This is a genomic window from Thioalkalivibrio sp. ARh3, from assembly GCF_000377265.1.
In the GTDB taxonomy this organism is placed as follows: domain Bacteria; phylum Pseudomonadota; class Gammaproteobacteria; order Ectothiorhodospirales; family Ectothiorhodospiraceae; genus Thioalkalivibrio; species Thioalkalivibrio thiocyanoxidans.
In genome coordinates this window covers 110456-129570 of record NZ_KB897952.1, presented here as the reverse complement: position 1 = coordinate 129570, position 19115 = coordinate 110456, and the positions used below count along the sequence as shown (strand labels likewise).

20 protein-coding genes are annotated in these 19115 nt (G+C 60.5%); 3 read left to right on the top strand and 17 right to left on the bottom strand.

Going from position 1 to position 19115, the window contains the following annotated elements:
- Window positions 1-65 precede the first annotated feature (65 nt).
- Window positions 66-947: an IS3 family transposase gene (locus C995_RS0112195; protein ID WP_018865207.1), complete on the top strand. Its 882-nt coding sequence runs from the start codon at window positions 66-68 to the stop codon at window positions 945-947.
- Window positions 948-1075: 128 nt separating this feature from the next.
- Here C995_RS0112195 and C995_RS0112190 read toward each other — a convergent pair whose 3' ends face one another.
- The 3 genes from C995_RS0112190 to C995_RS0112180 all read right to left on the bottom strand — a co-directional run bounded on the left by C995_RS0112190 (window position 1076) and on the right by C995_RS0112180 (window position 2235).
- On the bottom strand, window positions 1076-1507 hold the full coding sequence (locus C995_RS0112190; RefSeq protein WP_018865206.1) for a restriction endonuclease: 432 nt from the start codon (window positions 1505-1507) through the stop codon (window positions 1076-1078).
- A gap of 250 nt (window positions 1508-1757) precedes the next feature.
- Entirely contained in the window at window positions 1758-2027 is a 270-nt protein-coding gene (locus C995_RS0112185; RefSeq protein ID WP_018865205.1) for a type II toxin-antitoxin system RelE/ParE family toxin, read from the bottom strand.
- Entirely contained in the window at window positions 2011-2235 is a 225-nt protein-coding gene (locus C995_RS0112180; RefSeq protein WP_018865204.1) for a DUF6290 family protein, read from the bottom strand. Before C995_RS0112180 ends, C995_RS0112185 begins: the two co-directional genes overlap by 17 nt.
- Window positions 2236-2561: 326 nt before the next feature.
- Between C995_RS0112180 and C995_RS0112175 the strand changes: the two genes are divergently transcribed.
- Both C995_RS0112175 and C995_RS0112170 read left to right on the top strand, forming a co-directional pair.
- Window positions 2562-2798 (top strand): type II toxin-antitoxin system Phd/YefM family antitoxin, encoded by a 237-nt coding sequence (locus C995_RS0112175; protein WP_018865203.1) that lies wholly within the window; start codon window positions 2562-2564, stop codon window positions 2796-2798.
- Window positions 2798-3232, top strand: coding sequence for a type II toxin-antitoxin system VapC family toxin (locus C995_RS0112170; protein WP_018865202.1), 435 nt, complete (start codon window positions 2798-2800; stop codon window positions 3230-3232). Before C995_RS0112175 ends, C995_RS0112170 begins: the two co-directional genes overlap by 1 nt.
- Before the next feature lie 135 nt (window positions 3233-3367).
- Here the strand turns inward: C995_RS0112170 and C995_RS0112165 are convergent, their stop codons facing one another.
- The 14 genes from C995_RS0112165 to rfbB all read right to left on the bottom strand — a co-directional run bounded on the left by C995_RS0112165 (window position 3368) and on the right by rfbB (window position 19097).
- Window positions 3368-4315, bottom strand: a complete 948-nt coding sequence (locus tag C995_RS0112165; protein ID WP_038081064.1) for an NAD-dependent epimerase/dehydratase family protein — start codon at window positions 4313-4315, stop codon at window positions 3368-3370.
- Window positions 4316-4328: 13 nt separating this feature from the next.
- Window positions 4329-5138 carry a glycosyltransferase gene (locus C995_RS0112160; RefSeq protein ID WP_018865200.1) on the bottom strand — a complete coding sequence of 270 codons (810 nt, stop codon included), beginning with the start codon at window positions 5136-5138 and terminating at the stop codon, window positions 4329-4331.
- Between the two features lie 61 nt (window positions 5139-5199).
- Window positions 5200-6609, bottom strand: a complete 1410-nt coding sequence (locus C995_RS0112155) for a DUF234 domain-containing protein (protein ID WP_026279103.1) — start codon at window positions 6607-6609, stop codon at window positions 5200-5202.
- 125 nt (window positions 6610-6734) lie between these two features.
- A complete protein-coding gene (locus C995_RS0112150; RefSeq protein ID WP_018865198.1) occupies window positions 6735-6965 on the bottom strand; it encodes a glycosyltransferase in 231 nt (76 codons plus the stop codon).
- 153 nt (window positions 6966-7118) lie between these two features.
- Window positions 7119-8204 (bottom strand): phosphotransferase, encoded by a 1086-nt coding sequence (locus C995_RS0112145; RefSeq protein WP_018865197.1) that lies wholly within the window; start codon window positions 8202-8204, stop codon window positions 7119-7121.
- Window positions 8205-8521: 317 nt separating this feature from the next.
- On the bottom strand, window positions 8522-10849 hold the full coding sequence (locus tag C995_RS0112140) for an alginate lyase family protein (RefSeq protein WP_051075152.1): 2328 nt from the start codon (window positions 10847-10849) through the stop codon (window positions 8522-8524).
- Window positions 10850-10961: 112 nt separating this feature from the next.
- Complete coding sequence (locus C995_RS0112135; RefSeq protein ID WP_018865195.1) at window positions 10962-12470, bottom strand: glycosyltransferase; 1509 nt, start codon at window positions 12468-12470, stop codon at window positions 10962-10964.
- 91 nt (window positions 12471-12561) lie between these two features.
- Window positions 12562-13110 carry a dTDP-4-dehydrorhamnose 3,5-epimerase gene (rfbC, locus tag C995_RS0112130; protein ID WP_018865194.1) on the bottom strand — a complete coding sequence of 183 codons (549 nt, stop codon included), beginning with the start codon at window positions 13108-13110 and terminating at the stop codon, window positions 12562-12564.
- A gap of 55 nt (window positions 13111-13165) precedes the next feature.
- On the bottom strand, window positions 13166-14050 hold the full coding sequence (rfbA, locus tag C995_RS0112125; protein WP_026279101.1) for a glucose-1-phosphate thymidylyltransferase RfbA: 885 nt from the start codon (window positions 14048-14050) through the stop codon (window positions 13166-13168).
- Between the two features lie 25 nt (window positions 14051-14075).
- A complete protein-coding gene (locus C995_RS0112120; protein WP_231362431.1) occupies window positions 14076-15272 on the bottom strand; it encodes a hypothetical protein in 1197 nt (398 codons plus the stop codon).
- Window positions 15273-15346: 74 nt separating this feature from the next.
- A complete protein-coding gene (locus tag C995_RS0112115; RefSeq protein ID WP_018865191.1) occupies window positions 15347-16054 on the bottom strand; it encodes a hypothetical protein in 708 nt (235 codons plus the stop codon).
- A 30-nt stretch (window positions 16055-16084) separates the two neighbouring features.
- Window positions 16085-17029 carry a class I SAM-dependent methyltransferase gene (locus C995_RS0112110; RefSeq protein ID WP_018865190.1) on the bottom strand — a complete coding sequence of 315 codons (945 nt, stop codon included), beginning with the start codon at window positions 17027-17029 and terminating at the stop codon, window positions 16085-16087.
- A 42-nt stretch (window positions 17030-17071) separates the two neighbouring features.
- A complete protein-coding gene (rfbD, locus tag C995_RS0112105; RefSeq protein ID WP_018865189.1) occupies window positions 17072-18001 on the bottom strand; it encodes a dTDP-4-dehydrorhamnose reductase in 930 nt (309 codons plus the stop codon).
- On the bottom strand, window positions 17964-19097 hold the full coding sequence (gene rfbB / locus C995_RS0112100; RefSeq protein WP_018865188.1) for a dTDP-glucose 4,6-dehydratase: 1134 nt from the start codon (window positions 19095-19097) through the stop codon (window positions 17964-17966). The genes rfbD and rfbB overlap by 38 nt, the downstream gene beginning before the upstream one ends.
- Window positions 19098-19115 lie beyond the last annotated feature (18 nt).

The window sequence follows — 19115 nt, the reverse complement described above, 5'->3', positions numbered from 1 at the left end:
CGGCTGCGGGAGGACAAGGCCATCCTAAAAAAGGCCTCGGCCTTCTTCGCCCGGGAACTGAAGTGATGCATCGCTGCATCAGGGTCCTGACGGAGAAGGCTTCGGTGCAGCGGGTCTGCGATCTGCTGGAGGCGAGCCGTTCGGGCTACTACGCGGCGCAGACGCGCGACCGGCGACTGCGCCGGCCTTGTGCGCTGGGACAGCGGGTCAAGGAGGCCTTCGAACAGTCGGAGTGGACCTACGGCAGCCGCCGTGTGCAGGCGGCGCTGCGCTCCGATGGCGTTGCGGTCGGCCGCTACCGGGTCCGCCGTCTGATGCGGGAGCAGGGGCTGCGGCCCGTCTGGAAGCGGGCGTTCGTGGTCACCACCCAACGGGATGAGACCGCGCCGGTGGTGGCGAACCACCTGGACCGCCAGTTCCAGCCCTCGTGTCCGAACGAAGCCTGGGTAACGGACATCACCTACATCCGGACCCGTACCGGCTGGACGTATCTGGCGGCGGTGCTGGACCTGTTCCACCGCAAGGTGGTGGGCTGGTCCATGGCCCGGCGGATGGATGCCGAGTTGGCCTGCAGTGCGCTGCGCATGGCGCTGCAGAGCCGGCAACCCGAGCCGGGGCTGCTGGTGCACTCCGACCAGGGCTGTCAGTACACCAGCGACGCCTGGCGGCGTCTGCTGGTGCAGCACGGCGCCCGGGCCAGCATGAGCCGGCGGGGTAACTGCTGGGACAATGCGGTGGCCGAACGCTTCTTCCTAAACCTGAAGATGGAGCGCGTCTGGCGACGGGACTATGCCAATCACGGCGAGGCCACCCGGGACATCACCGACTACATCGTTGCCTTCTACAACGAGCGCCGAAGGCACTCGACCCTGGGCTATCTGTCGCCCAACGCCTACGAGCGAAAATGGACAGCCGAAACACCGATCGAGGTGTCCGAAATCACTTGACCACTACAGTAGGAGCCGAGCCCCCTCGGCGATACCCACGCCCGACCACCCCCAAACCCCTCCAACAAAAAAGGGCCCATCCCAACAGGACAGGCCCTTTTCACACTCGACAACGAAAACGCAAACCGCTAACCACGCCCCTCCACCAGCGCCTGCGTCTCGCCATCCAGCGCGCCCCAGTGGCTGCGCAGCCGCTCCGCCAGATCCGCCGGCTCCAGCAGGATCACCGGCATCGCCAGCTCCGCCGCCTGCTCACGCGCCTCCGGCCCAAAACCGGCCAGGCTCACATACATCCCGCGATCGCTACCCTCGCGCCCCGCGGCAAAGGCCTCCAGCTCCGTCGGCTCCACCTCGCTGTCACGATCACGCGCCACCCCCACAATCAAGCGCGGCGCATCGTCGCCACCCCGCGCCGGGGCCACCACATACTCCTGCCACACATCGCGACCATCCGCCGGCGCATCCACCAGCACATACCCCATCCCGCGCAACAAGCCTTCGACCACGCGCCCAATACTCGCGGTCCCCAACCCCGCCAGCCGGTCGGCCCACTCGTCCATCACAACCTCCCCGGTTCACAATTCCCCGCACGCTAATCCAAACCCCATCACAAAACCACCCACCCATCCCCGTAGGAGGCCAGCCCCCTGGCCGATGGGGCATTGAGCTGGCGTGGGTGATCGGCCAGAGGGCTGGCCTCCTACACCGAACACCCGGCTGTAGAGGCACGGCACGACGCGGCCCGTGCGCGATACGCCTTTCATTCGGAAGGAAACGACAGAAACCGAAATTCACACCAAGCCCAATGCGCTACTGTCGGTAAACACTGTTCCGGTGTGCTACCCGGACGACGAGTATCCGCAGCGCGTCGTCCTCGATGGTGGCCAGCACGCGATAAGGCCCCACTCGATACCGCCAATACTCGCCCAGCTCCCCAGAGAGCGCTTTTCCTAGACTGCGAGGATCGTCCGCGGGCGCGACCCGCTCGGACAGATACTTCAGAATGCGGTTCGCTGCCTGCTTATCGAGCGCTCGCAGATCTTTCTCTACGCGTTTGTCGAACTCAATCGTCCAGCTCAAGTCGACGCTTCATCTCATCCATGGAGACCGTTTCTCCGCTTCCTTTGCGGTGGTCAATCAGGCGCTGCTCGGCCAAATAAATGTCTTCGAGATCCTCAAGGTGTTGCACGATCGCTTCGCGCGCATAAAAGCTTTTGCTGCGCCCCGTCGCTTTCGCCAGGGCGGCCAGACGCTTCTCGACATCTTCAGGCAGACGCAAAGCCAACATGATCTTTCCTCCAGACAGTTGCTATACAAGTATAGCAAAGCCCTCCCTTGTAGGAGGCCAGCCCCCTGGCCGATCACCCACGCCAGCCCAACCCCATCCCTGTAGGAGGCCAGCCCTCTGGCCGATGGGGCCTATCCCACACCCCATCGGCCAGAGGGCTGGCCTCCTACACCGAATGCTACACCCTGTGGGAGCGGCCTTGGCCGCGAAGCCTCCTAACCACAACCGACGCGCGCAGGCATTTCGCGGCGAGCCAGCTTCTCGTCGCTTGCCCTGAACCGGATTTTGTGTACAGTTTATGTGTACACATTGAAATCTGGAGCGACATGAAAGAGGTCAACGTCCGCGATGCGCGCGAACAGCTCTCGAGCATCCTGAAAGAGGTGGAACGAGGCGAGGAGGTCTGCATCCTGCGTCGGGGTCGGCCCGTCGCACGCGTGGTACGGCCCGCGGGAGAGCCCCCGGGGTTTCGTTCCCGTGCAGACTTGCGGCAGAGCGTGCCGGCCATGCAGGAGGCGTCCGTCGATACGGTTCGCACCCTGCGGGATACCGAACGCTACTGATGTTCTACGCAGACACCAGCGCAGTCCTGCCGTTTTACCGCAGCGAACCCGCCAGTGACACCATCGAACAACTCTACCTTGCACAGCGCCAGCCGCCCGTCATCAGTGAGCTGGTGCGTGTCGAGTTTGCTTCGGCACTGGCCCGGTGGGTCCGCACGGGTGAATTGGACGAGGCCCAGGCCAACCGGGTCGAGTCGGCCTTTCACGAAGACGTTCGCGAGGGGCGTTTTCGCCTCGTTTCGCTGGACCCAAGCGTCTTTGACCGAGCCATGCACTGGCTGCTCACACGCCGTACAAGCCTGAGGACGCTGGACGCCCTGCATCTAGCGTGCGCCGAGGCCAGCGAGGCCCCATTACTAACCCTCGATCAGGCACTTCTGGCATCCGCAGAATTTTTCGGCGTCCCTACATTCTCCGATCTCGATCCCCTGTAGGAGGCCAGCCCCCTGGCCGATTGGATGTTAGACAGGCCCCATCGGCCAGAGGGCTGGCCTCCTACACCGACTGCCACCCCCTGTGGGAGCGGGCTCGCCCGCGAAGCCCCCGCCAAACTCGAAAAACCACCAACCCTACCCAACCAACGGCACAACCGCCCGCCGCAACCCCTCATCCACACTCACAGGAGGCTCCCACCCCAGCGTCTCCCGCGTATGCGAAATATCCACCTGCAACGAATCCAGCAACCGCCGCGCCATCTCCCCACGCCCCACCACACGCGCCCCGGCACGCAACAGCCCCGGCGGCACCGGCACCAACCGCGCCCGCCGCCCCATCGCCACCGCCACCCGCCGCAACAGATCGGTGGTGGAAAGATCCTCCGCATCCCCCGCCAGAAACACCCGATTCGCCGCCGCCGGATGCTCCAGGCACGTCACCAGCAGATCCACCAGGTTATCCAGCCCCACCAGCGAACGCCGATTGTCCACCGCACCCAGCGGCAGCGGCACACCACGCGCCACCCACTGCATCAACTTGCCAAAGTTGCCCGGTGCATTTGGCCCGTAGACCAGCGGCGACCGAACGATCACCACCTCCATCCCCGTCTGTCGGCCCAGCTCCTCAAGCCCCTGCTCCGCCTCCCACTTGGATACGGCATAGTCATCCTCCGGGGCCGGCGCATCATCAAAACGAAAAGGGCGCTCACTCGAGCGCCCCAGCACACCAATCGAACTCAGAAAAACAAAACGCCGCACACCGGCCTTTGCTGCCTGCCTCGCCAACTCCAGCGTCCCGTCGACATTGCACCTGCGAAACTCGGTCAAAGGATCATCGGCCGCCTCATCCAGCACATGCGCCCGGGCCGCCGCGTGGACCACTGCGCTCACCCCATGCAGCACCCCGCTCCAATCCGCGCCCGCCTCCAGCGAAGGCGTAACAACCCATTCCGCGCCACGCGACAACGCCCCACCCCGCCGCGAGCCGGCGCGCGACTCCCAGCGACCGTCCCGCTCCAGGCGATCCACCAGCGCCGATCCGACAAAGCCGCTCGCACCCGTGACAAGCACTCGCCCCGTCATCCCGCACCACCCGTCACTGCGAGGACCCGAAGGGCCCGTGGCAATCCGCCTCCGCAACCCCCCTCACGGGATGCAACCACCCCAATCTCCGGGCCAGGCCGGGCAAACGGTTTCGGACCGCCGCGCGCCCCGTCTGATGCGCCAGACAATAGGCCGATCGAACCCTCGAAAACCCCTCAAGCTCCCGATACACCCGCCAGGTGTAACCTGCCGTCGTCAGCTTGTTGGACGAAACCGACCCCGACCGAACGGTGTACCGAACCAGCGGTTCATTCAGCCCATGGCCAAACTCCGCCTGCTTCAGCAGCCGCAGCCACAGCCCGTAGTCCTGGCGCCGATCAATCAACGGCATCTCCACCTTGCCGAAATACCGCGTGTCATACATCGCGGTAGAACATCCCACATAGTTCGTCTTCAGCAACTCCTCGTACGCGACGCGCTCCGGCACCCCCGCCGCAGACAACCGCCGCCCCTGCTCGTCGAACCGCTCCATCGCCGTAAAGCTGAACACCACGCCCCGCTCCATCAACGCCACCTGCCGCGCCAGCTTATCCGGGGCCCAGGCATCATCGCTGTCCAGAAACGCGATATAGCGCCCGCGCGCCGCGCGAATCCCCGCATTCCGCGCCACCGCCGGCCCGCCATTGCACTCCAGCCGCAACACCCGAATGCGCGCATCCTCCGCCGCCAGAGCCTCCACCCGCGCCCCCGAGTCATCCGTGGAGGCATCGTCCACCACCAGCAGCTCCCAATCCGCCAGCGACTGCCCCTGCACCGAGCGCACGCCTTCCATCACCCGATCCGCCGCGTTGTGCAGCGGCATCACCACAGAAACCAGCGGTGTGGTCAAATCCGCCGGAGACATACTCCCACCTGTGGACGGATCACAACCCATCACAGAGTTCCCCAAGGCTCTGCGGAATCGCCCCCTGGCCCCGGATCTCCTCGGCCTCCGCTTCGGTGATTCCGGGCCCAATCGCCACGTATTCCACATTCCAGCCCTGGTAGGCCTTGTGAGCGCTCAGGAACCGGCCCGCCGCGGCCTGCAGAGCCGGAATGGACCTGGCCAGCTTCTCGCCCTGCCGTTTGCAGGAGCCGAACCGAATAGCGCTCTGGTCCTCCGACACCGCCACCAAATCAATCTCCACGTCCGAGCGATCCCAGTACCCCCGAATCCGTTCGGACAACGCAAAGTCGCCCAGCCCCAGGCGACTGCGCTCCTCATAAAGCTGCGCCACCAGATCCTCCAGGGCATAGCCTTCAACCTCGCGCAAACGCTCATCGGCCTGCGACACGAGCATGTCCATCGGCCGAAAGGCCGAGGCCGAAACCGGCTTCTGCAGCGCCGACAGCCAAGCACGCAGAAAATTGTCGCGAATGTAGTAACGCCCGCTGCGAGCCTTCGGTCGCGCAAAGATCGGCAGTCGTCGCTCGATCATCCGGTACCGCTCGCTGAGGATCTTCAGATGCCCACCCACCTGTCGTGCCTCTCCCGGACCGGAGACCTCCGCCAGATGGGCCTCGATCGCCGCGTTGTTGCAGCCGGGATGCGATGCCAGAAACTGCAGCACCATGTCGTAGCGGCCCCGCAGTTCACGCAGGAACCAGTTGTCCGCTTCATTGCGAAGCGGCGACGAACTGGAAAAGAACAGCTTGCGCAGCACCGTCTCGCGGTCCGCATCCAGCACACCTTGCTCGTAGGCATCCCGGTAGAACTTCGGCACCCCCTCAAACAGGTTCCAGAGAAACAACAGGCGTTCGGGATCCTCGTCCGCATGCGCGCGCAGAATTTCCAGCACCGAGCCGATATCCAGATGCCCCAGCTCGAGCGTGTCCGTGGCCCGGTTGAACAGCGGCGCCTGCCGGTCATCCAGCAGCGCCGTCATCTCCGCATGCAGCGACCCCAGCACAATCAATCCGCCAGGCACCTGCCCCGCCCGGGCGCTCAGCCGGTCCACCTCCGCCTGCAGGAGCGAGCAGAAGTCGAACAGCGGCTTTCGATGAAAGTACTGGAACTCATCCAGCGCCACCACATACCCCGACTCCGCCAGACTCGCGATCAAGCGGGCCAGCTCGCCCAGGCTATGGACACGCTCCTCCAGCCCAAACGTCTCCAGGTAGCCATTGCAAGCCGCCACCACCCCCGCCGGGTCCGAATCCGGAATCTGGATGTACAGCGTCTTCGAGACGCCCGCCGCCTGCAGTGCCTGTTGAATCAGCGTCGTCTTGCCAATCCGGCGTCGTCCGGAAATCTGCAGAAAGAACCAGCGCCTCCGCGACAGGACCTCCTGCAACTGGCCCAGCTCCGTCTGCCGACCGTAGAACGCCCACTCTCCGGATTCCGCCACTCGGACACACCTTAAGGTAAAAATTCTTACCCTAAGTTACGCGGATCGATTCGCCTCATCAACACAGCTACTTACGAGCCCTCGTACACGTCCTGCCCTGATTCACGCGAAAAGGCCCGCCACCTGGCCTCCACCCGCGCCACCGAGCCATCCGTGGAGGCATCATCCACCACCACCAGCTCCCAATCGGCAAACGTCTGCGCCATCACCGACCGAATGCTCGCCTCAACGAACATCTCGCCGTTATAGACCGGCATCACCACCGAGACTGCGGGACCGCGTTTCTCCTCAATCGTGGTCACTACCAGTTAACTCCTTCCAGCCCCGCACCGCACACAAACCCTCCAACTTTTCGAGTCCAGAACGGGCATTCAATCATGCTTACCATTCTTCGAGTTGCGTATCACCGTCACCGCACCCCCAAGGACCAGACCCTCCGGAAAAGTCGGCACGATTCACCGCCGACCCATCTCGTTAATCAATTTGTCACCCAAATCCCAAACATAAGAAACCAAAAACCCAATTCCATCCGAGTTCCGGTGTAGCTTCCGCCTGTCTCCGCCTCGTTCCCGCTCACAGATCAGAACCGCGACCCGAAGCACAAAGAAATAATCGACATTAAAGGAAGCGATTTCCCGGTCATGGACCACGCCCGATTCCTCTAACCCGTGCTGATACTCAAGCTTGACGCCAGCGCGCCACTCTTCCAGGAACTGCTCGATATCCCTCTTGCCTCGCGTTGATGTCCTCGCCGCGCGCATCGCTGGCTCGCCCAAAAACCGCCCCATATCCAACCCCACCGGACCGAGACAAACCTTTTCGAAATCGAGCAAGACCAGCTGGCCGTCAGGAGCCACCATGAAATTTCCGCCATGTACATCCCCGTGACAAACTGCCACTGCACCCTCGTCAGACGATCGCCGATAGAGCCATTCCGACCACGAACCCAGCTCCAGGACCATCTCGGCAAAGCCCCTGCCATCAACTTGGCCCCGCGTGAGGTCTGTCGTAGCTTCGGCAATAAACTCCTGACTTCGTTTCGGCCGGAGCATCCCCGGCAGTCTCCCCTTCCGGGACAGATCCGGAAGATCCGCAAGATCGCCGTTTAGCCAATAATTGCCGCTAAACACGCCCACTGCGCGCGCGATCTTATGGGCCGTTTCCAGATCCGTTGGTGTACCGACCTTCTTGCAACCCGATTTCTCTAGATCCTCCAGCCATAGGCGCCATCCATATGGCGTGACTTGCTTGCCCATAAACTCCGGGGCCCTGAAATTGCGAAGCGAGCCCCAACCAGAAACCGCTTCGTAGACCTGGGCCTCAACGAACGGTTTCGTTGCTTCGTCGTTGTCGGACAGATGCCCCTTATGAACGAAGTGGTGCTTTTCGATTAACCAAGAGGTCTCTTGTCCCAGATCATCATAAGCGACGCACCTTCTCAAAACTCCAGCCCTAGAGTTCCCCTTATCAATGACTTGGGCCGTGTGTCGGATGATCGAAGTCGAACCGGCATCCGCATTCCGCGATAGGATATCCAGCAACGCGTGATCGTTTTCGTTCCACTCAGGAGAGCTGATCAGGGCCGACCGAGCGAGCCGATATTGGTCATCTGGTGAAAAAAGATCCGGGTGGTTGGCGAATGCATCGTTGAGCTTGGAAAGAACTCGGGAATCTCCTGCTAGGCGCCACCTCTTCCACAGCCACCGGACTCGTAGGTCTCGCCATCGAAGTCGGGCACCTAGACGCTTGAACCCCACCGCAAGACGATGAAGTCGTCCCGTCGCGTACGAGGCCGATGACTTTCCAGACCGAGCAGCCACCCCTTTCACAGGCCCAAGCATTAGATGCGTCCGGGCCGTTATACGGTGCGTTCAAGGGTAAACTGCCAGAATGGCGGGATACCGTCGTGCGGGAAAAAGACTGGCTTTATAGCGCCAGGCATCGGAATCGCTTCGAAATCAACGGGCGCATCGCCAAACTTGTCCTGGTAAGCGTGCAGGATAGGAAAGAAGCGCCCGTCGTCGAACTCATCGATCTGCTGGTAGGGCCACGGCTTGCCCATATGCGCGAGCAGCCATTCCATGCCCCGGCGCAGGCTCTGCCCCTCCGGCCCCTCGAAGGACCAGAGATCCTCTCCAACGGACTCGGCCAGCCGTGCCAGATGAATCCAGCCCTGGATCGTGAAGCATTCATAGTGGGCCGACGTGGGGCGCGCCAACTCCTTGGGCAAACGGCCATCGGGCTCGAACTGGCCGATGATCCTGGAACGACTGTCGCGCAACGTCTCCCTTACCAGTTTCCACTCGCCTAGAAACGCCGCTATAGAGGCCACCTGAAGATCGTAATAGGTGCCGTGGTTATTCTCCGAAGCCCGTTCGGCAATGCCCTGCGGGCTGCTTTGCAGCCATTCAAGATACTGGCCCATCCAGTTCTCGAGCCTGGTGCGATCCTGCTCGCTCAACAGCCCGCTCTGTAGGAGAAGGCATACGCCGTCCAGAAAATAGTACAGATCCTTGAACTCAATCAGCCCGTAGCTGGATCCTCGATTACGGTTATGTCCCCGTCGCACCTGCGCGTATTCAAGGTGAGGATTCATCGCGGTCTCTTCGTCCAGAAACCAGCGCCGGACCAGGCCCGCCGCATGCTCCCCATACCGCCTGTCTCCGGTTGTCTGATGGGCGATCGCCAACACGAGTCCATCGTCGAACAAGCGCTGGAGCCGCGTACGATCGTAGCGTTCACTTTCCGGCTCATACAATCGCGTTCCGGGAACCCTCTGGCCATCCCGCAACACATACGGCAAGCCCGGGATACGCAACGGATGCGGCCAGTAATACGGAGCGGGATGCCAGTAGTCGTGGGGATCGCCACTGGGCGGCAACGTGGTCTTGTCCATTACGCTGAACGGCCCGCGCCCAAGCGCCTCATTCGCATAGTCAACAAGCGGGTCTTGAAGCGCCTCACTCAGCGCTGGGTCCTCAAGTCGGCTCTCTACGATGACGGACAGGGCGCGCTGCTCTCGCGCGCCGTCAAACGCGAGTTGGTCAACGCGATCCAGCATCGACTTGACAGCCTCTATCCTGGCGCGTCCACGGCTGTGAAAAGCCTTGTTATCCTTTGAAACTTCATGCACCGCCTGCCCCGAAAATAGCCGCGCCACCCAACCCGTTTCCGCGTAGCAGCCAGCCTCAGGGGCAAAATCCGGAATAGCCATGTCCCAAGGCTCCTGCGGCCAGGCATCCCAGGGCCCCGTCACCCCAAGCCGCCACAACAGCTCCACCTTGGGCCGATGGCCATAATAGAAAGACTCGTCGAACGACTCCCTTGAGTCCTGTCGGAAGATAATCTGAGGCTCCTCATTCGCTTCCGGTCGAAAGTCACCATCCAGTAGATCTTCGTTGCGCGTGATCCGCGCCATCGGAACGATGTGGTAGGGCCTGTCCGGTCGTGCGTGTATCCCCTCCACTATCTCGTTCCAGGCTTCTCCGGTTACAAAGCAGTTCCCGTCCCAGGGCAGGACCCATGCCGCCCGCTGGCGGCCATCCTCCAGGGCCGCATTGCGCGCGCCGTTGTTATTCATCACATAGTTGTTCTTGTGACGATACAGCCGCATCAGCACCCGTCCCTGCATCAGGTCGGAAAGCTGATTAAAGCCGCGGCTGCCGGGCGCGAATCTTGCGGGAACACCGCATACGTCCCACCCAACGGTTCGGTATTCCTCCCAACGAAAAGGAATATGCACATACTCCTGCCCAGCCTCTTCCAGAAGCCGCAGGATCGCCTCTTCTTCCAGTGGATCCACAATGCGATTCACCACCCACCGTTTCTCGCAGCCCGGCAGTTCGGGCTCATGCTCCAGAATCCACGCCACATTCTCCCGCGACTGTCCGACACGGTGCCGCGGCCACAGATCATTTCCAATTACCCGGTAGAGCGCGAATTCGACTTCCGACTGCCTGGCGGCACCAAACTGCGCCACCTCAGCCCGGCACGGCGGCGCTTCCCCTCTATCCCGTGCGCGAGGCAATGCAGATGTCGCTACCCCATCACCACCGTACAGACCGAGGACGAGCGCCCTCACATCTACAAAAGCATTGACGCTTGCATACACTGGTCGAACCAGCGGCCAGGCCGGCGACGACCGGACCGTTTTCGCGGTCCCCGCTAGTACCCTTCTCAAATTCATATACACACCAATAGCCTCTAGCCCAAAAGCTACAGAAGATCTGCGCGACCTCCGCAAACCCGCCGCTTTACACCTGCCTGCCTGGTCGCACCAATCCCTGGCCTTGCACTCCTCAGCTCCGGGAAAACAGCCTCGCCAGGCGCCGCCTCAACGATCGGCGCTTCAGGGTTTCGTAACGCTGTTCACACTCCCGAAGCTTCCGCGACATGTCTTCCAACTCCTGAACACCTCGGGCGGCCTTCGCCCGCCCCAGGATCGTGCCATCACGCCTATTGCTGAGAGTCTCGAGCCCTGCCCAGCCCAATGCATCCACGAAGCCACGCTCGTTCTCGCCATCGGGAGAAACCCCCAGAACGCCCAACATCGACATCGAGCGCGCGAGGCCCTGAGCTGCCACCAAGCGCTCCGCTGGGGAAACATCCAGGAGGGTGCCTAATTGCTCGATCCAGACCACGTCGAACGCGGCCCCTTCCAGTTGCGAGGCCTGGCCATCCAGCGCGACCTGCCATGGGCCATCGCCAAACCCCGCGCTCAGATGTGCCACCCCTTCATTTGCCGTCACTGCCCGCAAGGTCCGCTGCGTTGGATTCACCAGGACTACCTTCTTCTTCCGCCCGGATCGCTTCAGGTCACTCTGCCGAAGCAGCTCATCAAAGAAGGCGCACGCCTCCTGCAAGTCCGGCGTATCGCTTTCAGCTCCAGGTTCAGCGCCCTTGGGCTCCAAGCGGTCGACTGCACGCAGAATCTGCTCAGCACGCGCCGAAAACGAGTAATCAGCACCGTGCTCCTCCCACCATGACCGGACTCTCGAGAGCACAGAAGCGTAGGAGTCATCCAGCTCTTTCAGCGCACTCTGCAACTCGTCTGCATTGTTCGCATAAAGCGCAGCATCCCCAACAACCGAGACCAATTCCGCAAAGCTGTCAGTGACCACAGGAACACCGCAAGCCATGCAGTCGAACACCCGGTTGTTGATGATGCCGAAATGGCGCATATCCGCCCAATGATCATTCAGGCTCGCCTTCGCGCCCTGATAGACCTCCGGCAACTCGCTGTTCCGCACATGCTCCCGGTCCACCAGTTCAGCCAGCCCAAACTGATCCCAGTGCCCACCAATGAGTCTCGGCGGCCGGCCAGCCGCCAACGACCACTGCAGCATGTCCCTGCGTACCCCACGGCTGTTTGCCACGAAGACCACGCCTTCTCGGCGCTTCGCGTCCTCTTCCACAGTACAGCCGGGCGGTGCAAACAGAGACACATCCGTACATTGACGCATTACCTCCACCGGGGTGGAGGTCAACGGGTCGAATGTCGAATACAAGTTCTCCGACGCAACAAAGGCAACGGAATAACGATTCAACTCGTCTAACGACACGGTCGCCGGATGACTGATCACCCAGAGCATCGAGACCTTATCCCTGGGGGGTACATACAGCCGCTTGCCCCGGAGCACCAGGATGGCGTCCTCGCCATCATCTCGATCCCAATCCGGCCAGAAGTGCTGCACCACTTCAATGCCCAGCTCCTCTAGCGCACGCTTCAGCGACCCGCCAAAGGAGTAGTCCCCCCAGAACGTCTGTCTCGAACCTTCAGGAGCCGGATTCTTGATCGCCAGCTTCATGCGTTCCGGCAACTGCTAGCCGCCTCGGCACAATCCACCCCCGGGACAGCCTTTCCCGGCCAACTGGCCTGGACCGGTACACAACCGAGGCTCACGAAAACACATCCGCCTCAGAAAGGTGCACACCTTCGCGATCCTTCGCCGAAAGTACCGGTTCGCCTTCAACAGGCCACTCGATGCCGATCTCCGGATCGTCCCAGGCAATGCATCGTTCCAGTTCCCGGGCGTAATAACCGGAGGTCTTGTACAGAAAGTCAGCCGACTCGCTCAGCGTGACGAAGCCGTGCGCGAACCCTTCGGGTATCCACAGTTGGCGCTTGTTCTCTGCCGACAACCGGGCACCCACCCAGCGACCGAACGTGGGCGAAGAACGGCGGATGTCCACCGCCACATCAAACACCTCTCCATTCACCACGCGCACCAGCTTCCCTTGTGGGCAAGGGGGTAGCTGGTAATGCAAGCCCCGCAACACCCCGCGCTGAGAGCGCGAGTGGTTGTCCTGGACGAAAGTCGGAGCCAGGCCAGTAGCGTCCTCGAACGCACGAGCATTGAAGCTCTCGAAAAAGAAGCCGCGCTCGTCGCCAAAGACACGCGGCTCGAAGAGCACCACATCCGGAATCGCCAGGCGCTGTGCCTCCACGGTACCTCCCAAAGATATTTAGTAGAAACAAACAGAGCAGGCGGCAGCCCCGATATCACGCGACCTGTTCTCGCAACACCCGCAACAGATACTGGCCATACCCATTCTTTGCCAGCGGAGCCGCCAGCCGTTCCAGATGCTCCGCATCAATCCACCCCTTCCGGTAAGCGACCTCTTCAGGGCACGCCACCTTCAGCCCCTGACGCCGCTCCAGCGTTGCAATAAAGTGCGAGGCCTCCAGGAGGCTGTCGTGCGTCCCAGTATCCAGCCAGGCGTACCCGCGCCCCATCAGCTCAACGCTCAACGTACCTTCCGCCAGATACATCCGATTGAGGTCGGTAATCTCCAGCTCTCCACGTGGCGACGCCTGAATCCGCCGCGCACGCTCCACCACCTGCTCGTCGTAGAAGTACAGCCCGGTAACCGCATAAGGCGACTTCGGATTCGCCGGCTTTTCTTCCAGCGACAGCACCTTGCCATCGGCATCGAACTCCGCCACACCGTAGCGCTCGGGATCGTGCACGTGATAGGCGAACACGCTCGCACCCTCCTGCCGCGCGGCCGCCCGCTCCAGCAACGGCTGGAAGTCGTGGCCATAAAAAATGTTGTCGCCCAAAATCAACGCAGCCAGGTCGTCACCCAGAAAATCCGCACCAATCAGGAAGGCCTGGGCCAGCCCATCCGGGCTCGGCTGCACCGCATACTCCAGCTCGATCCCCCACCGACTGCCATCCCCAAGCATCTGCTCGAAACGGGGCGTATCCTCTGGCGTGGAGATAATCAGGATCTCCCGGATCCCGGCCAGCAGCAGCGTGCAAAGCGGGTAATAGATCATCGGCTTGTCATAGACCGGCAGCAGCTGCTTCGAGACAGACAACGTCGCCGGATGAAGCCTAGTCCCGGCTCCACCAGCCAGAATAATACCTTTACGCCGCTTCATGACTGCTCTCTCTTCGCGACCGCCATCACATCCCCCTCTGCATGCCGCTACGCACCCGCCTTACCGATCGCCACAACAGCCGAAACGGACTGGTGAGACGCCAGCTCTTGGACGCGCGAATCGACGCCACGCGCGCCCTCTCTGCCCCAAGTTTCTTCCTGGTCCGCCTGCTTCGCTCCTTTTCCGCTCGAAGCCGCGCCTTCAGCCTACGCATATCCTCCGACGAGGCCTGCGCCCCGGCTTCCAGCCCGCGCACCTTCCCGTCGAGTTCTCCGATCTGATCGCGCAGCCTGCCTATCTCACTCGCGAGCCCCTCGGCAATCACCCTTACTTGCGAATGATCCAGCCGAAACTTCCCATCATCCGCATCAACCTCCACATGCTCCCGAAAATCCCACTCATAGGCCGCAGTACCCGGCACTCTTTGATTCACCTTTTTCATCGCCGGCGTCAATCGTTCCAGCAGTTCTTTCTGCACTGTGTGTGACGCCTGTACGTAGTGCGGCTCGATATGCGGCAGGCTATTACAAAGCGGGTCCGCGACAAGCTCTCCCGACGGCCCCAAGAACTCGTTCACCGTTCTTTGAAACTCCATCTCTGCCAGACTCAGGGAACGATTCACCATCCCACCATCCGGGACACGAAGGGTTCCCATCGGCATCCGGAGCCATCTCTCTACCACGCCAACCAAGTCGCCCTTCTCGCGGCCGTAGTGGTGAATATCTACCTGTGCGTTCAATCCACTCTTCTCGAGGGCCGATAGAAATCGTTCTACTCGCTCCGGCACATCAAACGTCTGGGCATACTCGTCAATCGACCCACAATATCCCCCCCTCTTCACCATTTGCTGGTAGAACGACGCAAGATGGTCAATCGGGTCCCTGATAAACAACAATACCTTGACTTGGGAGAACCCGAGATCCTCTACAATCTCCGCGACCCTCGATAACCGATCCGGCTCGCCCAGCCATTCGAATAACCATTCATTACTGAAAAGCGCACTAACCCCTGCTTTCAATTTCAAGCGACTAAATTTGCGCGAATCAACGAGAAGCTCTCCGTTACCCGACGATATTCGTCCATCGGCAGCCTTTCCCATACTTCCCAGCATCGGATACTGAACACCCTGCCGCTCTAATTCTTCTGCATTCAGCGCGAATACCGACTGGAGGAAGCTTGAACCTGTCTTGAAATGGCCCGGGTGGATAAATAATGTGCACATATCAATATCTAAACCGTCAAGGAACTTTCAACCCACACTCGAGGGCCACGGAGAGCAAGCGCAGACGCGCGCCTTCAGTTAGGTGGGTAGCCAGGATCTCTCGTCAAATTCTTCCAAATCGCGCGTTCCGAGTATCGAGCAGAATCGATGCCTACAGCAGTGAGAAAAGAAGGCATGACATCGCCATCGCGCCGCAACGCGGCATCGTAGTCAATTGTAATCAGAGGGCCCACCCGACCCCAGAATTCGCAGAGCGCTTCTCGATCATAATACCAGACTCCATCCGGACGCTCAGCTTCCTCAAGCTCAGCGCATTGCGCCTGTATACCCATCTTCCTTATTTGACCCCCGAACGACTTACGCCAAGCTCTCTCCTCTCGCATAACCAGAATCGGAAGCACCTCATCGACCAGCTTCAGGACGGCGGCCTCTAGCTCCCTACGCTCCCTATCCACTCTTAGAAAGCTGAACGCTTCTGAACTCAGAAGAAACGATGAATAGCGCGAATCGCCAATAGATTTTCGGACATGGTCGAGCATTTTGTCTTGCACAGCACTCTCGCTCACCGGCCTCGCCTGCCGTAGCCTCATCGGTGTACGGACTTCCGGCCGAATGAACCTGTGAGCTAACGAATATTGATTTGCCTTTCCATCCGGGGTCAGAAGCGGAATAACTCCTGCTTCTGCGAAAAGCGACACTCGATCTTCCATGAACGTCTGAATGGATGTCGTGCCGGTCTTGTGCGTCCCAACATGCAGGTATAGCCTGGAAATGTCGTTCATGTGCCCGAACCCATCGCCACAACCGCCGTCCTATTTCCTAGCCACTAGTCGGCCACCGGCGTTTCTAAGGCCACGCATCAAGTGGCGCAGCGGCGCGGTGAACCTCCAGCTAGCCGACGACCTGAACGCCTGAATCCTTCGCTGCGCATCAAGCAAACGTTTTCTTATCGCCTTGTTGGTTTCCTGGCACTTCACGAGTTCCCGCTCCAACGCTTCCACCCTACGGCCTACCCGGGCCCAATCATGCGATGTGAGACCTGAAGCACTCGAAGCCTCCGGGCCGGATCGGCGACCCTGGTACGCCGGAATCGTCGCTACCCCCGTTTTCAGATGAAACGGCTTGTCAACTGGGCGCTTCTCGATTACGAGTATACTGTCATAGTAGTGCAACGAATGTGCCGACCTGGTGAAATCGGTAACGGTAAGCTTAGCTTCATCTTCCGAATGCCAGGCGTGCAAACGATCGACGAGGTTCTTGCTGTATTCGACGAAAGTCCCGGCTCGCCCATATCCTCCACCCCACTTCCGCCAATAGGACGTATGGAGGTCTTCGCACAGATACACGCCATTAGAGTCAATCGCGGGGAAAAGCTCTTCAAAGGTATTGATCTGCTGAGCCATGGTGTGGCCGCCGTCGTCGATCAATATATCAATTCTCGGGATCCGCTCCTTCACCGAATCAAGAAACCGCCGGTCCTCTTGATCACCGATAAGGATCTCCACCTGATCCTCTTCGAGCGCCTTGCAGTTCGGATTTACATCGATTCCGACTATTTTTGCTTTGGGTCCAAAATACTCTTTCCACATCTGCAGGGACCCGCCCTGCGAGACACCAAACTCCACAACATGGACATCCGTTCCGCGAAACCTAGAGAAATGCCGATCATAGATCTCGAAATAATGCCGCCACTTGTGGATCAGGCGCCCTGTGTTCTCGAAAAACAATCTTTCCAGGTCGTTTTGGTACTCATCCATGGCACATGCCTTCACAATTGTCCTTTTCCTATCCGACCTGCGCTACAACGGCTTCTGAGCGACCTGCTCCACGACTCGTTTCACCCCCTCCTCCCATTCGGGAAGCCGCAGGCCAAACGTCGCCTCCAACTTCCGGCAGTCCAGACGCGAGTTGGCGGGCCTTGCCGCGGGCGTTGGCCACGCATCCGACGTAATCGCGTGGACCGAACGAGTCTTGATGGGCCAACCAAGTGTCTTTGCGTGTTCGATCAGGAGTTCAGCGTAGGCATGCCAGGAGGTCGCCCCCCTAGGGGCCAGGTGAAAGATCTCGGCGCGACGCTCTATACGTCCGTTCAAGGCGTCCCGTAGTGCATGGGCGGTGACGTCCGCGATGAGATGCGCCGGTGTGGGGGTACCGATTTGGTCTGCCACCACCTTGAGCTCAGGGTGCTCCCGGCCCACCTTGAGCATTGTCTTCAGGAAGTTGTGCCCATGCACCCCAAACACCCACGAGGTGCGAAAAATGAGCGCGGCGCAGCCGCTGGCGATTACTCCTTGCTCTCCTTCCAGCTTGGTGGCGCCGTAAACCGACTTAGGCCCAACCGGGTCCGCTTCCCGCCACGGCCGGTCGCCGCTGCCGTCAAACACATAATCGGTCGAGTAATGGATGACCCACGCGCCAAGCCCCTTCGCCTCCTCGGCGAGAATGCGGGGGACCTGTGCGTTGATCGCCGCCGCAACGTCCGGTTCGCTCTCCGCCTGGTCAACGGCGGTATACGCGGCTGCGTTGACAATCGCCGCAGGGCGGACCTCCCGCACCCGGTTTCGAAGCGCCTGCGAATCGGCGAGGTCGCACCGAGTTCGGTCCAGCAACACCAGTCGCCCGAGCGGAGACAAGGCACGCTGTAACTCCCAGCCCACCTGACCACTGGGGCCAGTCACCAGAATGGCCTGTTCAGCCATCGTTTGCCCGGTCCACCGCTTGTTCGCCATAGTGCTTTTCGACCCAATCCCGGTACGCCCCGCTGGTCACGCCCTCGACCCAGTCCCCATTATCGAGATACCACTGCACCGTCTTTCTCAGCCCCGTCTCGAAGGTTTCGCTGGGTACCCAGCCGAGCTCACGTTCGATCTTACTTGCGTCGATGGCATAGCGAAGATCATGACCCGGCCTATCCGCCACAAAGGTGATCAGGTCACGGTAGTGATTCACACCTTCTGGTTTGTACGGCGCCAGCTCCTCAAGCAGCTCGCAGATACGCTCCACCACCTCGAGGTTGGTCACCTCGTTATGACCGCCGATGTTGTAGGTCTCCCCCACTTCGCCCTCTGTGGCCACCCTGATAAGCGCGCGGGCGTGGTCCTCCACATACAACCAATCGCGCACCTGCTGGCCATTGCCATACACCGGTAGCGGCTTGCCATCCCTAGCATTAAGAATCATCAGTGGAATGAGCTTCTCTGGAAACTGATAGGGTCCATAATTGTTGCTGCAATTGCTAATCAGCGTTGGCAAGCCAAACGTCCTTTGCCATGCCCGCACCAGATGATCTGAGCCAGCCTTGCTGGCCGAATACGGGGAACTCGGGGCATAGGGCGTCGCCTCCCTAAAGAGATCGTCCGTTCCGTAGAGGTCGCCATAAACCTCATCCGTCGAGACATGGTGAAACCGAAACCCATTCGCTTTCTCCGGATCTGACAAACCTAACCCTTCCCAGTACGTTCGCGCGACCTCTAAGAGCGTATAGGTTCCCACGATGTTCGTCTCAATGAATGCGGCCGGCCCTGCGATGGAACGGTCAACGTGACTCTCCGCTGCAAGGTGCATCACTACATCCGGTCGATAAGCCTCAAACACCTCCTGCATCGCTACGGCGTCGCAGATGTCCGCGCGGACAAACGTATAGCGCCCATCAAACGCCTCCGCACCCACCGAATCATGATTACCAGCATAGGTGAGCTTGTCGACATTAACGATGTCCGCCCTCGTACTTTTCCCGAGCTCACGAACAACCGCCGAGCCGATGAAACCGGCACCGCCAGTGACCAATACCAACTGCCCCTTAACCCCAGATCTAAAACCATTCATATTCCGCGATACGCTCCA